The organism is Pantoea sp. RCC30.1, from assembly GCF_058148845.1.
In genome coordinates, this window is record NZ_JBXUHX010000009.1 from 1 (window position 1) to 14,697 (window position 14,697).

Below are 14,697 nucleotides of genomic sequence, written 5' to 3' on the forward strand. Positions count from 1 at the left end.
GCTGCTGGCGTTACCGGAGCGGCCGGAGCAGCTGGTTCAGTAGCCGGCTGCTGTGGCTGTGCGGCATCACTGCTTGCACCCTGTGGTGTTACCGGCGTCATTGGCTCTTCCTGAGGAGCAGCCTGGGAGTTTTCCGGCACCGGAACGGGCGCGGTCTGGATGTTATTTTCCACACCGTTCACTTTTACTGGCATACCGGTACGGCTCTGAATCGCGGCGTTAACCTGATCCTGATTCACGCTGGCATCAACCACAATTTTGCTCACGGCCTGAGTCAGTGTAATCGGCACCAGCTCACGTGAGTTGAACTGCTCTTCGGTGGTCGACAGTGGGTTATGCACTTCTACATAACGTGAACCGTCTGGTTCTACGGTCGCTTTCACTGGCTGATCAACGAACTGTACGCGCGTACCAACCGGCACGTTCTGATACAGCCATTTGATATCGTCAGCACGCAGACGCACACAACCGTGGCTCACGCGCAGGCCGATACCAAAGTTGGCGTTGGTGCCATGAATCGCATAGAGGCGACCGATGTAGAGCGCGTAGAGGCCCATCGGGTTATCCGGACCCGCCGGGAACACTGCTGGCAGCGTTTCGCCGCGTGCCGCGTAATCCGCATGCATGCCTTTGGTTGGTGTCCAGGTCGGACCATCTTTTTTACGTTCTACCGCGGTGGTCCAGCTGATCGGGGTGTCTTTACCCAGTTCACCGATACCAATTGGCAGAACCACGACGGTTTTGCTGCCTTTCGGGTAGTAATAAAGACGCATCTCCGCGCTGTTAATCACAATGCCTTCACGCGGTGCGTCAGGCAGGATCAGCTGCTGTGGGATGATCATTTTGCTGCCAGCTTTAGGCAGATAAACGTCAACGCCCGGATTGGCTTCCAGCATGTTGCTGAGGCCCATCTGGTACTGCGCCGCAAAAGCTTCCAGCGGCAGTTTGCTGTCTTCAGGAACAGTAATTTCGATATTTTCCCCGATCAGACGGCTGTTAGCCGGCGGTAACGGGTAAACCACAGCAAAGGCTGACTGGCTGAAGGCCGCCAGAGCCAGTGCGATTGAAGCGAAAGCGCGAATGATTTTCATATTTTACAATTCTTTATCGCCATATTTCAGGCTGTTCAGTGTGTCGAATTCATGCTGGCCAATGTGACCTGCTGCGCATTATATGTTCATTAAACTGACGTTGTGAATCGGGATTTTAACCTGCCTGCAATACTTTACGTAAATTCACCGCGGATGTTAGCGTATTTCCGGAAAGCAGGAGCGTAAAAATGGGGCTTTCCGGGGTTGCCACTGACTAAGGCTGCCACTGCGTCTGTTCGCCGCTGAGTTTACGATTCAGGAAAAAGGCGGCACTGATCAGCGCCAGATGCGTCAGCGCCTGGGGCGTATTGCCCAGCGCATGGCCGTGGCTGTCGAACTCCTCGGCATAGAGACCCAGTGGATTGGCGTAGCTCAGCAGTTTCTCAAATTCAAAATGCGCTTCCTGAATCCGGCCTGCGCGCGCCAGACATTCGACATACCAGAAGGAGCAGGCGCCAAAAGAGCCTTCCGATCCCTTCAGGCCATCGGCGGGCGTTTCATGCGTATTGTAGCGCCGCACCATACCGTCGCTGACGAGGTTGGTTTTGATCGCATCCAGCGTGGCAATCCAGTCCGGGTCGGTGGCGCCGACGAAGCGCACCAGCGGCATCAGCAGCATGGAGGCGTCCAGATGTTCGCCATGCCGTGTTGCAGAGAAATGGCCGCGCTCGCTGTTCCAGAAGTTAGCCCAGATATCTTCGCGGATCTCCCGGCGCGCCCGATCCCAGCGCTCATAAGGCATCGGCAGGGATCGCTTCATGCCAAGACGCAGCGCACGATCCATCGCCACCCAGCACATCAGACGTGAATGCAGGAAATGCTCCGGTTCGCCGCGCATCTCCCAGATACCGGCATCGGGCTGATCCCAGTTCTCACTCAGCCAGTCGATCATTTTGACAACATGTTCCCAGCCGCGCTGGGAGATCGCCTCGCCATATTTATTCGCCAGATAGATCGCATCCATCAGCTCGCCATAGATATCGAGCTGGGTCTGCTCCCAGGCGCCATTGCCGATACGCACCGGGCGGGAGTCGGCGTAGCCGGAGAGATTCAGCAGCTCCATCTCATGCAGCTCAGTGCCGCTGTCGATCCGGTACATCACCTGCAGGCGCATCTCTTCGTGATGGCTGTTTTCAACGCAGCGACCGACCCAGTGGGTAAAGTGTTTGGCTTCATCGATGTAGCCCAGCCGCATCAGGGCATACATGCTGAACGAGGCGTCGCGGATCCAGGAGGCGCGATAGTCCCAGTTGCGCTCGCCGCCCAGCTCTTCAGGCAGGCCAAAGGTTGCCGCCGCCGCAATGGAGCCGTGCTGATGTGAGGTCAGCAGCTTCAGCACCAGCGCAGAGCGCTGAACCATCTCGCGCCAGCGTCCCTGATAGGTACTGTGGGCGCTCCAGCGTCGCCAGTAGTTCACCGTCTCTTCAAAGCAGTGTTCGGTGGCCAGCGCTTCGATATGCGCATCATCCACGCTGCCAAATTCAAACTGCGCATGTTCGCCGGGTTGTAACGTGAAGCGGGCAGTCGCGCTCTCATCCTCCAGCGTCATGACCACGGAAGCGGCGAGGCGCAGCGACGGCTGGCCCTCAGCATGAAAATCGATACAGCCTTTATGCGCTTCGGCATGGGTCTGCGCGCGGGCATAGTCGTGGCGGGGTGAGCAGCGCAGCTGGAAGGTTGCACTGCCACGGACCATTTTGACCCGCCGGATCAGGCGCGGCAGCTTGGTTTTATCATCACAAATCGGCATGTAGTCGGTGATTTCCGCCACGCCTTCATCATCCAGCCAGCGGGTCTGGAGGATGTTGGTATCGGGCAGGTAAAGCTGCTGACGTCGCGCATTGGGCCAGTCGGGGGCCAGGGAGAAAAGGCCCGCTTCATCGCTGTCGAGCAGGGCGGCAAAGACCGACGGGCTGTCGAGTTCGGGCCAGCAGAGATAATCAATGGTGCCGTCATTAGCGACCAGCGCACAGGTACGCAAGTCGCCGATGACGCCGTGGTCTTCAATTTTACGTTTTACCTTACTCATTCTCATCTCCCTGTCAGTGTCCTTGCTAACTATAGCTGAGCTATCTGATACGGCTTCGCTTGGGCACAGATGGTTAACGCACGGTTTAATGAGAAAGAAAAGGGGAGAGCAGCAGGCGGGGCGGGTGAGACTCACCGAATCGTCAGCAGAGTCGCCAGGCTCTGATCAGAGTCTGGCGACCTGCGCGTCAACTGACGAATAGGCTGTTCATTTATTGCTGATCGGCACGACGGTTGTGCCAGCGGCGGATTACCCAGCGCAGCGCAAAGGCAAAGACGACTGCGCCGACCAGCCACAGCAGGTGCTTCAGGTGCTGGTCGAGTTTGTGCAGCCACGGTGCGATGATGCCGCCCGCGAAATAACCCAGCGTCACAAAGATCACCGACCAGATAGCCGCGCCGATGACGTTAAGGATAAAAAACTTCATCGGGTTGAGGCGGCTGGAACCAATGATGATCGGACCAATCAGCCGAAAGCCATACATAAAGCGCACGCCAATAACAAACAGGCTGGGACGGCGTTTAATCAGGCGGTTCGCCTTGACCACTTTATCCTGATGCTTTTTAAAGCGGCGCAGGATCCGCGTGCCCCAGCGGCGGCCGACCCAATAGAGCAGTTGATCGCCGACAATACCGCCGCACATCGCGGCCAGTACTACTCCCACGTAATGCAGCAGTCCCTCATGCGCCGCGACGCCGCCCAGTAACGTAAATGTCTCCCCCTCGGCAATACAGCCAATAAAAAGTGCCAGATAACCGTACTGCGTAATTAATGCGTTGATATCCAGATGCAAAATGACTCTCCCTGTTCGGTGATGGTTCCACAAGTCTATACGCGAATTGGCTTCGCTTCCGCCCGCACATCATGTCTGTTTATTTATGCTGTTTTTTTGTCCGGTCACCACGAAATTTTTACTGCCGCTTATACTTGAAGAGACGCTGCCCCCAAAGACGCATGCAGCACCGGGCGGCCCATCGCATCAGAGGAGTGACTGTATGAACCATGTCTGGGGACTTCTGGCGCATCCGAATCAGGAAATGCGTCATATCAAGCAAGAGAATGAGAGCGTCTCGCACCATTACACCCACCATGTTCTGCTGATGGCGGCGATCCCGGTGATCTGCGCCTTTATCGGTACAACTCAGCTGGGCTGGAATCTGGGCGAGGGGCAATATGTGCAACTTAACCTGGCGACCGGGATCGGGCTGGGCATTGTGTTCTATCTGATTATTCTGGGTGGCGTCGCAGTGATGGGACGCGTGATTCACTGGATGGCACGTGATTATCCGCAACGCCCCGGCGTTCAGCGCTGTACAGTGTTTGCGGGTTATGTGGCCACGCCGCTGTTTCTCAGCGGACTGGTGGCGCTCTATCCGCTGGTTTGGTTCTGCGTGCTGGCAGGCGCGCTGGCGCTGCTCTATACCGGCTATCTGCTCTATATTGGCATTCCACTGTTTCTGAATATTGACCGCGAAGAGAGCCTGCGCTTTTCCGGTTCTACGCTTGCCATCGGCGTGCTGGTTTTTGAAGTGTTACTGGCATTAACTGTGGTGCTGTGGGGATATGGACCGCATCTGTTTTGATCGACCACTGCCGCCGTTCTGGCGGCAGTTCTCTTTTTACGCCCGGAAACAATCTCACCAGGAAATCTCTTAACCTTACGGGTATGATACCGCTGCCAGCCCGCGCTCCGACGTCACTGAAGCGGGCGGCCTGTGTCGGTCTGACACAGTACACCTTCATAACCGGGTTTTTTCTACGATGCCTGCAAAAATTCGTTCCACCCTGCTTTCGCTGGCGCTGCTCGTTTCAGGGCAGATTGTTTCACTTCCGGCGCAGGCGACGACAACGCTGTCGCAACTTGCGCCTATTGCTCAGCCGCAGATTGCCTCTGGCAGTGCGATGATTGTCGATCTCACGACCAATAAAGTGCTCTTTTCCAGCCACCCGGATCGGGTCAGGCCCATTGCGTCGATCACTAAGCTGATGACCGCGATGGTGGTGCTGGATGCGCATCAGCCAATGAATGAGATGATCACCGTCGATGTCAGCCAGACGCCGGAAATGCGTGGCGTCTTCTCGCGCGTGAAGCTCAACAGCCAGATCAGCCGTCGTAATATGATGCTGCTGGCGCTGATGTCCTCAGAAAACCGTGCCGCGGCCAGTCTGGCTCACGCCTATCCGGGCGGTTACAACGCCTTTATCCGGGCGATGAACGCCAAAGCGCGCTCACTCGGTATGAAACAGACCCGCTATGTCGAGCCAACCGGTCTGTCGACGCAAAACGTCTCCAGCGCGCAGGACCTGATTAAGTTGCTCAAAGCGACGCGGGAATATCCGATGCTTGGCGCGCTAAGCACCACGAAAGAAGAAACGGCAGTTTTTGCCCATCCGAGCTATGCGCTGCCGTTCCGCAACACCAATCATCTGGTCTATAAAAATGACTGGCATATTCAGCTAACCAAAACCGGTTACACCGACGAGGCAGGCCACTGCCTGGTGATGCGCACCATGATTAACAATCGTCCGGTGGCGCTGGTGGTGCTGGATGCGTTTGGCAAATATACCCACTTCGCCGACGCCAACCGTCTGCGCAGCTGGATTGAGACCGGCAAAGCGGCTCCGGTGCCTGCCGCCGCGCTGGCTTATAAGAAACAGAAGTCGGGTCAGGTCGCCAGCAATGGTGCCGGCAGTGCCGACGTCGAGTAGAAATTAGCCGGTGTCGCGTGATGCGCGCACGGGTGTTGCCTGCAGGCTGAGCAGGTAGCCGGGAGTACTGGGTCAGAGGCTTAAAATCCTTTTTACGTCTCTGACCCTCCGGAATCAGCCCGAAAAATGCCCGTTATTCCTATATTGCCCTCCCTTGCAAAGCCCTACACTACGCGCGACTGGCGAGGGAAGATCGCCTGATTTAAGCTGCCGGAATCTTACTCATATGTTTATACGATCCTTTTATGCATTGTTTATGCTGGCGCTGGTGGCGTTTGCCCCGACGCTGACTCTGGCCGCGGATAATACGGCCACGCCTGCTCAGGAACAGGATGCGCCACCGAAGCTGAATGCTGCGGTGGAACTGCCGAAAATGCAGAAGATCCTCGATAAAATCAAAAGTCAGGTCTCCGTCGATGCTGGCGAAAACAAGCTGACGCAGCTGAATGAAATGGCGCTGGAACTCTCTGGCAATGCCGATACGCTCGGGCAGGCGCTGGTGCCCGATCGCCAGCAGGTCGATGCACAGCTGGGTGTGCTTGGCCCGGCCCCGAAAGCCGACAGTGGGGTGAAAGAAACCCCGGAAGTGACACGCAAGCGTAACGCGCTTGAGAGCCAGAAAGGAAAACTCGACGACCAGATCAAACAGGCCGAAGGAATTAAAAATGGCGCGCTGATGCTCTCCTCGCAGATTGTTAACCTGCGTCGTGATCAGCTGAAAAGCCAGCTGGCGTTGAACTCCGGCAGCATCCTTGGTGCACGCTTCTGGTCACCGCTGCTCAATAGCCAGGATCTGGATGGTGAGAAGATTGGTGAGTTCCTGCAGGAGTTGCAGGATACCGCGGCACTCTCATGGGAGCCGGGCTGGCGCGTGGGCAGTGTCTTCTGGCTGCTGGCGGCGCTGCTGGTGATGACGGTCGGTCGTCGCTACAGTGAAGAGTTTCTGGCCTGGGTCAGCATTAATAAACTGCCGGAAGGAAAACTGCGCCGCAGTTTTCTTGCGGCAGCGATAGCGCTGACCACGCTGGTGGCAGTCGTCCTCACCTTTAACTTTATCTCCCTGGCCTTTACCCGCCGTGATGAGGTTTCTGAAAACGTTCAGGACTTTGTTGACCGTCTGGTGCAGCTCAGCGTCTTTTGTGGCCTGATTGCCGGACTGGGACGCGCGTTCCTCTCTACCCGCAGACCCAGCTGGCGCTTACCGACTATCTCCAATGAAGTGGCGATGGCACTTAAGCCGTTTCCGCCGATTACCGCTGTGCTGGTGTTTATCTTCCAGACGGTCGAGGCGTTCAACTACAGCGTCGGCACCAGCCTGAATACCACCATTTTTGCCAATGGACTGACAGCACTGCTGATTGGCTGTACCGCGCTGGCCATCAGCATGCGCACCAACCGCGTGCGTCGTCGCATGACTCAGGCGGGTACGCCACCGGAAGCCCGCTCGACACTGGTCGGGCTGATCCAGATGGGCCTGACGCTGACCGCGATTGCCATCCTTGTGTCGCTGCTGATCGGCTACGTTACGCTGGCGCGCTTCCTGAGTTATGAGGTGATCTGGTGCGGCCTGCTGTTCGGTTCGTTCTACTTCCTCAGTCATCTGCTCAAAGATGGTTGTGAGAGTCTCTTCTCAACCAATAACGCAACCGGTCGCCGCATTCAGAGTTCGCTTAACATCAATGAGCGTCACCTGCAGCAAACCGCCACGCTGCTGACGGCCATCGGTAAAACCTTCCTGGTGCTGGTTGTGGCACTGGCGCTGCTCAACGGCACCTTTGCCTCCTCAACGCCGATTGAGCTGCTGCAAAAAGTCATTGAGTTCTGGGGCGGTAAAGGCCTTGAGTCCCTGAACATTGTGCCAGCGCACATGGTGAATGCGATCATCTGCCTGATTGTCGGTATCTATGTGCTGCGCTCGGTGCGACGCTGGCTTGACACAGATTTTCTGCCGAAGACCACCATGGATGTGGGGATGCGGGTGTCGCTGGTAACGCTTTTCAGTAACATCGGTTATGTACTGATCATCCTGCTGACTCTGTCGATTATGGGTCTGCAGTGGAACAAGCTGGCCTGGATCGTCAGTGCGTTGTCGGTCGGTATCGGTTTTGGCTTACAGGAGATAGTGAAGAACTTTATCTCCGGTCTGATTCTGTTGACTGAGCGGCCAGTCAAAGTCGGCGATCTGGTGAGCATCAGCGGCATCGAAGGGGATATTCGCCGGATTAATGTGCGTGCCACGGAGATTCAGCTGGGCGACAAATCCACAGTGATTGTGCCGAACTCGCAGTTTATCTCGCAGAACGTGCGCAACGCTACCATGGGTAATGCGCAGGGTGTGGTCACCATTACGCTGACCTTCCCGCTGGATATCGATCCGGTGAAGGTGCGCGATATTCTGCTGGAGGTCTACAACGAAAACGAACGTATTCTGGAAACGCCGGAGCCGTCGGTGTCGTTTAAAGATCTGACTCAGCAGGGAATTATACTGAGCGTCACCGGTAACGTGGCAGGTCAGCGACAGATCGCGGGTGCGAAAAGCGACCTGCTGTTCGATATTCTGACGCGTCTGCGCAAAGAGGGCATCCTGCTCTCAACACCGCAAACCATGATTATTGAGCGCCGTCAGCAGATGGCAGGTGTGGAGCCTGTACCAGAAGAGAAGCTGGTTTAGGTGTGAAAGGGCCGACTTCTGTCGGCCTTTTTTATGTTCAAACGTTGGCTTCTCAGCCTGTTTTCTCACTCCCACTTACTACAACGTTTCCACGCGGCTGGTGCGCTGGCCGTCGCGGCTGACTGAGCGGATTGCCACGGCACCGCTGACCTCCGGAGGTCTGTTAGCATCGAAGCGCTGCCAGTTCGCGCCCTTGTCCAGACTGTACTCCAGCGTTACGCCAGGCAAGGCCACGTTCATCGATAGGATGCCATCAACGATTTTTGCTCCCGGCACAGGCAGGCGATAATCGATACCCGCCTTATCCAGTTTCGCCAGTTCCCGTTGTCCCAGCAGGTTGGCAAATCGCTGCCAGTCATTCAGTTGTGACTGCTGATCAACCAGATGCGTCTTGCCGCCTGCATACTCCTGACCGGCCTGGTAATCCCGCTCCCAGCTGGCACGGTGCCAGCTTCGTTCTGCGACCGCAAACAGGCGCGGATAGATCATGTGTTCCATCTGGGCATCAGTGCGGACGGTTTCGCTCCACAGTTGGGCCGAAATGCCATGAGCACCACTCCACGGCTTCTCAGATTTAGCGCTGAAAAAGTTGCCGTCGCGATCCACCGAGGTCTCCGCATTCTGCGGCAGGTTGTCAGGTGCGAAGCCGAAGATTTTTCGCTCGTCGTTAAAGCGTGTTCCCCAGTAATAGCCGCGTTCCAGCGGGTTCACTTCATACGGGAAATCCAGATAGAGGTAATCAGGGCTGGAGATCACCACGTCGTAACCTTTCTGTGACCAGTCACTGGCACTGTCAAAACCGCCCCAGTAGAGGGTGTCCCAGAAGTTGACCGCAACGCGCGGGGTGGCGAAGGCTCCGGCATTTTTGGCATGTTTCAGGCCATCCTGCCACGCCTGCATTTTGCCAATGCCGTGCCGGTTAACCATCTCACTGACGGACAGGGCGAAATAGCTCGGCAGGTGCGCCAGATCTTCCACTTTGCCGCTCTTCACCAGCGCCTGACAGACCTGCGATTTTGCCCACGGCAGATCTTCTTTACGCCAGTCGCGCAGACCGGTACCCGGTTCAGGACTGTTTTTGTCAGAGTAGCCTGCACCCAGCCGGATGTTCTTCGCTTCGTCACCGCCAAAATGCCAGATGCTGAGCGGCTGTCCCGCTTCCTTGTGCATCGCCTGAATCTCACCGATCACTTTGTCCACAAAACGCTGTGAACCCTCAATGCAGGGATTGAGATAGCTGGTGCGGTCATAGAGTTGTACGGACGTGGTATTGGAATCATCGGTGGGATCAATCAGGCGATACGCGCTGGCCTGCTCAGATTCTCCCTCCTTCATCAGCCGCTGATAGCGCGCCTCCATTGAGATGACCGCCGCACGGGCATGGGCGGGCATATCGATTTCCGGTATTACCTGGATGTGGCGGGCCTGCGCATATTGCACAATCTCAATGTAATCGGCACGACTAAAATAGCCGCTGCCGTTGTTATCGCTGAAAGGACCGGAACCGAGCTGCGGCAGCAGGCAGCGCTGTTCGGTCAGGTCATGGCAGCGTTTAGCCCCCACGTCAGTCAGTTCCGGTAAGCCGGGAATCTCTATCCGCCAGCCCTCATCGTCACTGAGGTGGAAGTGGAAGCGGTTCATCTTCCAGGCTGCCATCTGATCAAGCAGCCGCATCACCGCCTGCTTACTGTGAAAGTTACGGGCAACGTCAAGAAACGCACCGCGATAGGCAAAGCGCGGCGCATCATGGGCTTCCAGCGAGGCAATACGCGGCGCGCCTTCACCCGGCACCAGCGAGAGAATCGACATCATGCCGTAGAAAGCCCCGGCGGCATCGTAACCCACCACGATGGCGCGGCGGGGAGAAATATCCAGATCGTAAGCGCCCGATTTAGTCATTTTGCCGCTGAAATGCCCCGGTTTGATCTGCGTCGTGATAGCAAATCCATCAGGCGCTTCTTTCAGGCCAGTCTGGATGAGATGCTGTTTCACTGCCTCACCGGTTTCACGGCTTAGTCCGGTCAGCGTCAGCCTGACGCCCCGGCTGAGATCGGCATCGTGCGGGCGGAGCTTCACGTCAAGGGGCGTGGGGGTAATCTGACCCCGCAGCGCAGAGGCGGGCAGGGTGGCAACATCGCGGTTTTTCTCAAACCTGCTGGCGGGCTGCATCAGGAGATTATGGTCATCAGCACTGCGACGCCATTGATCACCCAGCGGCAACACAAACTGAGTGAGATCTTCATGGTCGGTGCTGGCAATAATTTTGGGGGCTGCCTGCCCGGCCGTAACATACCAGCGCGGCATCACATCCGTAATAAACAGCTGCCAGTATTCGTTAATGATGGGAATCTGCACCGATTCACCCGCGGCAATGCCGGTGAACTTCTCTGTGGGCTCCAGCCGGGTTAAATCGCCAATCAGATGCGTCATTTTAAACTGGTCGTTTTCGACCCGCAGCGTCTGGTGGACATTGCTCATGTAGATTGCCCAGTGCTTGTCGGTCAGGGCAGGGCCGTTGTTGGTCAGGGTAATGGTGGCACGATTGCAGGCAGCATAGTCGGCACCCAGCGCGGCGCAGTTGATCCCATTCAGGGCGGCCTGATTATCGTTCACCTGATAAGTGACGCCGAACTGGCTGATTTGATTCACTACCTGCTGCTCTGACGAGCTGGCGTGGCCTGTGGCTGCAACGCCCAGCAGAGTGAGCGCGATAAGGCTTAACTTAAACATATTGATTCATCCTTGCTGCTGAAGAAATATCCGGAAGTCCGCAGGGCGTCATAACAGCGTAAACGGCACGATAACCATAAATTTGATGTCCTTCTCGTCCTGAAAAATGTTGCCGTAGCCGCCGCTATAACTGGGCAGATCGCTATGATTGTCGTAGCGGGTGTAGTGCAATTTGAACAGGGTATCTTTGGCGCGGCCCTGCTGGATTTGATAGATCAGATCAAGGTTCCAGGCGGACTCTTTCAGTCGCTGGCTCTGGTCAACGGTGGGCAGGCTGGCGGGCCTGGCATCCCAGCCCCAGACATAGGAAGCGCCCACTTTCCATCCCGCCAGCTGCCACGGCGTTAAGTCGAGCATCGCACCGGCAAAGACCGCTTTTTCGCCATTGGCGTTCCAGTCGGAACGGGCATCCCACCAGATATCCAGTCGTCCATTGGAACTTGCGTAGCCGGGCGTCATGCGCTGCAGGAAGAAGCCCTGGTTGCCTTCTGCTTTGACCCAGCTGCCTTCAAGGCGCAGATCCACCGGGCCGACGTTATAGCCGACCGTAATCGCCTGAAGCCAGGCCAGGCCATCATAGACATCACGGGGATTAGCGGCACCGCCCTGCACTTTGTCGTGCGCGCCGTAAAACTTATAGCTGGTGGAGAGTGCATTGCCGTAAGGCGTGGCCGACCAGGAGGCTTTGGCAAAATACTGGTCCATATAATCCGCCGCCTGACCAAATGCCGCTTCCAGTACCAGTTTATTTTTGAAGTCATATTTCATGCCGAACGAATGCAGGTAGCTGATATGCGTTTTGCCATCAGCCTGCCGGAAATCATATAAATCACGATACCAGGGTGCCTTATATTTATCACTCCACATCCAGGAGAGCGATAATGCACCCGCGTCCTGAAAATCATACAGTGCACCGACTTCGGCACCGCGATAGGTGCCGGGTAAAAAACTCCAGTGCGGCGCCATGATTGTCTGGCCGGTGGGCTGAATATATCCGGCGCGTAACCAGTAATCGTTATATTTAAATTTCAGCGCGGCTTTATAAACCGAAGCACCGCCGCTGTCGCCATTCCACTTTTCATCCCAGCGGGTGCGTGCCTTACTGAAGCCAATTTCATTGGGGGCGGCGGGGCCGCTGTTGGAGAGTTCGGCTGCGCCAAAAACGGCGAGATCCAGACCAATCCACTCTCCGGCATACCCTGACTGGAAGTCGAGATTACTGTTGAGCGAGGTATGATGTAAATTAGCCTGATACTGCCCCTGATATTCACTGGCGGGATCGGTGTCTCTGCGATCCCGCTGACGCTGCCAGTAAAATACATTGCCTTTTAGCGATGAGTCCTCAATAAATCCACTGGCATAAACTGGCGCTGTACTCATTGCTGATAACATAATGGTTAAAGTGGCTGTTTCTATTAACGCTAACGCATAATTAATATTTCGCATCACTCATCCTCCCTGAATGAAATCCAATTTAATTAAAATATTATTTTTGTAGCGACAATATATTTTTCGCGACGCGAATTATCAATTAGCAGGATGATGATTTGTGAGACGTTGCGCAGAATCCACTGAGAGAAAATAAAGAAGGTGTAATCTGGGAAGGGGAATTAATTTTTTTGATGAAGTTGTTAGTAATAAAATGGGCCGCAACGTGGAGTGCGCGGGTCAACCAGAAGTATGACGGTCAGCCTGCTCAGACAGGCTGGCTGACCGGTAACGTCATTAAACCTGTTTCACTGCCCAGCCTTTTTGCTTGCTGGTTTTGCCAATGCCGGGATTAAAGCTGTTAGTGGGATCGAGCTGGCGATAGAACGCCGCCAGTTGCGGTTTCGCCTGATAGAGATGACCGACGTTATGCTCAGCAGGATATTCTGCGCCGCGCGCCTGAAGGATCTCCAGCATCTGCGCTTTCAGTGCATGCACATCGACGCCTTTTTTGACGATGTAATCCTGATGGAAAACATGACAGAAGAAGTGACCATAGTAGAGGCGATGGCTCAGCGAGGCACGGATCTCCTCGGGCAGGGTTTCGAACCAGTCCGTATCGTTACGACGCAGGGCGATATCCAGCGCCAGAATATCCTCGACCTCATCCGCATGCACCGCGTGATAGCGCACGGCCGCACCTGCCGCCGCGAAGCGATGCAGAAAGGCGTGGGCACCTTCTTTGCCTTCGCACTCGAAGAACTCGCCGCCGCCTTCGCGGAAATAATCGCGCAGATAATTACGCGCTTCCGCCACACCATCGCTCGACATCTTCAGCATCAGATGATGTTCATATTTGTTACGATACTGCTTCATGCGTTCAGGCAGATGCGCCGGGAACAATTTACTCAGGCGCTGCAACAGCCGATCGCTGAAGTGCGGTTTAACGAAGGAGAGTTTGCTCAGCCAGGCATCAACCCGTCCCTTGATCGTGAAAAACAGCGGCATCTTGTCCGTGCCCAGCTTGTCGATCATCAGGAAGGTATCTTTGCCGTAGATTTCCGCAATGTCATAGATGTCGCGGTGCATATATTCACCCGCCACCGGCAGATGAGTGAAATGCGCCAGCATGTGACGACGGATATCGTTGAGCACACCGGGTTCGTTAGTGCCGATGTAAAACACCTGCTGCTGCGGTTCGCTGGGGAAGGTATCGAGTCGCACTGCGAAGACCGCCAGTTTCCCGGCACAGCCGGACGCCTCAAACAGGCGACGCGCATCAGCGTTGTAACGCGCTGGCGTATCCGCATCGACTTCACGGACCCGGTCGGCATATTCATGATCGGAGGCGTGACGGCCATCGTGCTGCACATCTCTGGACTGCCAGCGATCGTCATCCAGCCGCCCCAGAATCTCTTCAGGCGACGTCCCCAGATCGATGCCGAGATGGTTCACCAGCCTCAGTCTTCCCTGCGCATCAATCTGGGCAAACAGGGCCATTTCGCTGTAGGCCGGACCGCGCTTGATCAGCGATCCGCCGGAGTTATTACAGATGCCGCCCAGTACTGAGGCACCAATACAGGAGGAGCCAATCACCGAGTGAGGCTCCCGTCCCAGCGGCTTCAGCGCTTTTTCCAGCTGATAGAGTGTGCTGCCGGGGAACGCCAGCACCTGCTGGCCTTCATCGATCAGCTGAAGCTTATCGAGTCGCAGCGTACTGACGATCACCAGCGGACGATCGTAATCATCGCCATGCGGCGTTGAACCTTCAGTCAGGCCGGTATTCGCCGCCTGCATCAGGATGATGACATCCGCATTCACCAGCGTCTGCAAAACCCGCCACAACTCCAGCAGCGTGCCGGGAAACGCCACGGCCAGCGCCTCACCTTCGCCGGAGCGAAAGCCTTTGCGATAGCGGGCGGTCTGTTCAGGTTCAGTCAGCAGATGGGAGGGGCCGACCAGGCGGCGCAGGTCAGAAAGCAGGGCAGAGGTTTGTGTCATGAGCAATTCCCTTGTCTTATCATTGCGTCCTAACTGTA

At 56.0% G+C, this 14,697-nt stretch carries 9 protein-coding genes; 3 read left to right on the forward strand and 6 right to left on the reverse strand.

The window, feature by feature from the left end; all coding sequences use genetic code 11:
- The 3 genes from AC2LB6_RS09970 to AC2LB6_RS09980 form a co-directional block, all read right to left on the reverse strand.
- Window positions 1–1,091, reverse strand: a 1,091-nt coding sequence (locus tag AC2LB6_RS09970; protein WP_490093375.1) for a L,D-transpeptidase family protein, incomplete at its 3' end; no start/stop codon positions are given.
- 214 nt (window positions 1,092–1,305) lie between these two features.
- Complete coding sequence (locus tag AC2LB6_RS09975; RefSeq protein WP_490093376.1) at window positions 1,306–3,120, reverse strand: glycoside hydrolase family 15 protein; 1,815 nt, start codon at window positions 3,118–3,120, stop codon at window positions 1,306–1,308.
- 211 nt (window positions 3,121–3,331) lie between these two features.
- Entirely contained in the window at window positions 3,332–3,913 is a 582-nt protein-coding gene (locus AC2LB6_RS09980) for a DedA family protein (RefSeq protein WP_490093377.1), read from the reverse strand.
- A gap of 202 nt (window positions 3,914–4,115) precedes the next feature.
- Between AC2LB6_RS09980 and AC2LB6_RS09985 the strand changes: the two genes are divergently transcribed.
- From AC2LB6_RS09985 to AC2LB6_RS09995, 3 genes are all read left to right on the forward strand, one after another.
- Window positions 4,116–4,703, forward strand: coding sequence for a Yip1 family protein (locus tag AC2LB6_RS09985; protein ID WP_490093378.1), 588 nt, complete (start codon window positions 4,116–4,118; stop codon window positions 4,701–4,703).
- Window positions 4,704–4,881: 178 nt separating this feature from the next.
- Window positions 4,882–5,829, forward strand: coding sequence for a D-alanyl-D-alanine endopeptidase (pbpG, locus tag AC2LB6_RS09990; RefSeq protein WP_136198296.1), 948 nt, complete (start codon window positions 4,882–4,884; stop codon window positions 5,827–5,829).
- Window positions 5,830–6,055: 226 nt separating this feature from the next.
- Window positions 6,056–8,500: a DUF3772 domain-containing protein gene (locus tag AC2LB6_RS09995; protein WP_490093379.1), complete on the forward strand. Its 2,445-nt coding sequence runs from the start codon at window positions 6,056–6,058 to the stop codon at window positions 8,498–8,500.
- A gap of 78 nt (window positions 8,501–8,578) precedes the next feature.
- Here the strand turns inward: AC2LB6_RS09995 and AC2LB6_RS10000 are convergent, their stop codons facing one another.
- From AC2LB6_RS10000 to dld, 3 genes are all read right to left on the reverse strand, one after another.
- On the reverse strand, window positions 8,579–11,230 hold the full coding sequence (locus AC2LB6_RS10000; protein WP_490093380.1) for a beta-N-acetylhexosaminidase: 2,652 nt from the start codon (window positions 11,228–11,230) through the stop codon (window positions 8,579–8,581).
- Between the two features lie 48 nt (window positions 11,231–11,278).
- The gene (gene chiP / locus AC2LB6_RS10005) at window positions 11,279–12,676 is read right to left on the reverse strand and encodes a chitoporin ChiP (protein ID WP_490093381.1); all 1,398 of its coding nucleotides are present in this window, start codon (window positions 12,674–12,676) and stop codon (window positions 11,279–11,281) included.
- Between the two features lie 279 nt (window positions 12,677–12,955).
- Window positions 12,956–14,659 (reverse strand): D-lactate dehydrogenase, encoded by a 1,704-nt coding sequence (gene dld, locus AC2LB6_RS10010; RefSeq protein WP_490093382.1) that lies wholly within the window; start codon window positions 14,657–14,659, stop codon window positions 12,956–12,958.
- Window positions 14,660–14,697: the final 38 nt, after the last annotated feature.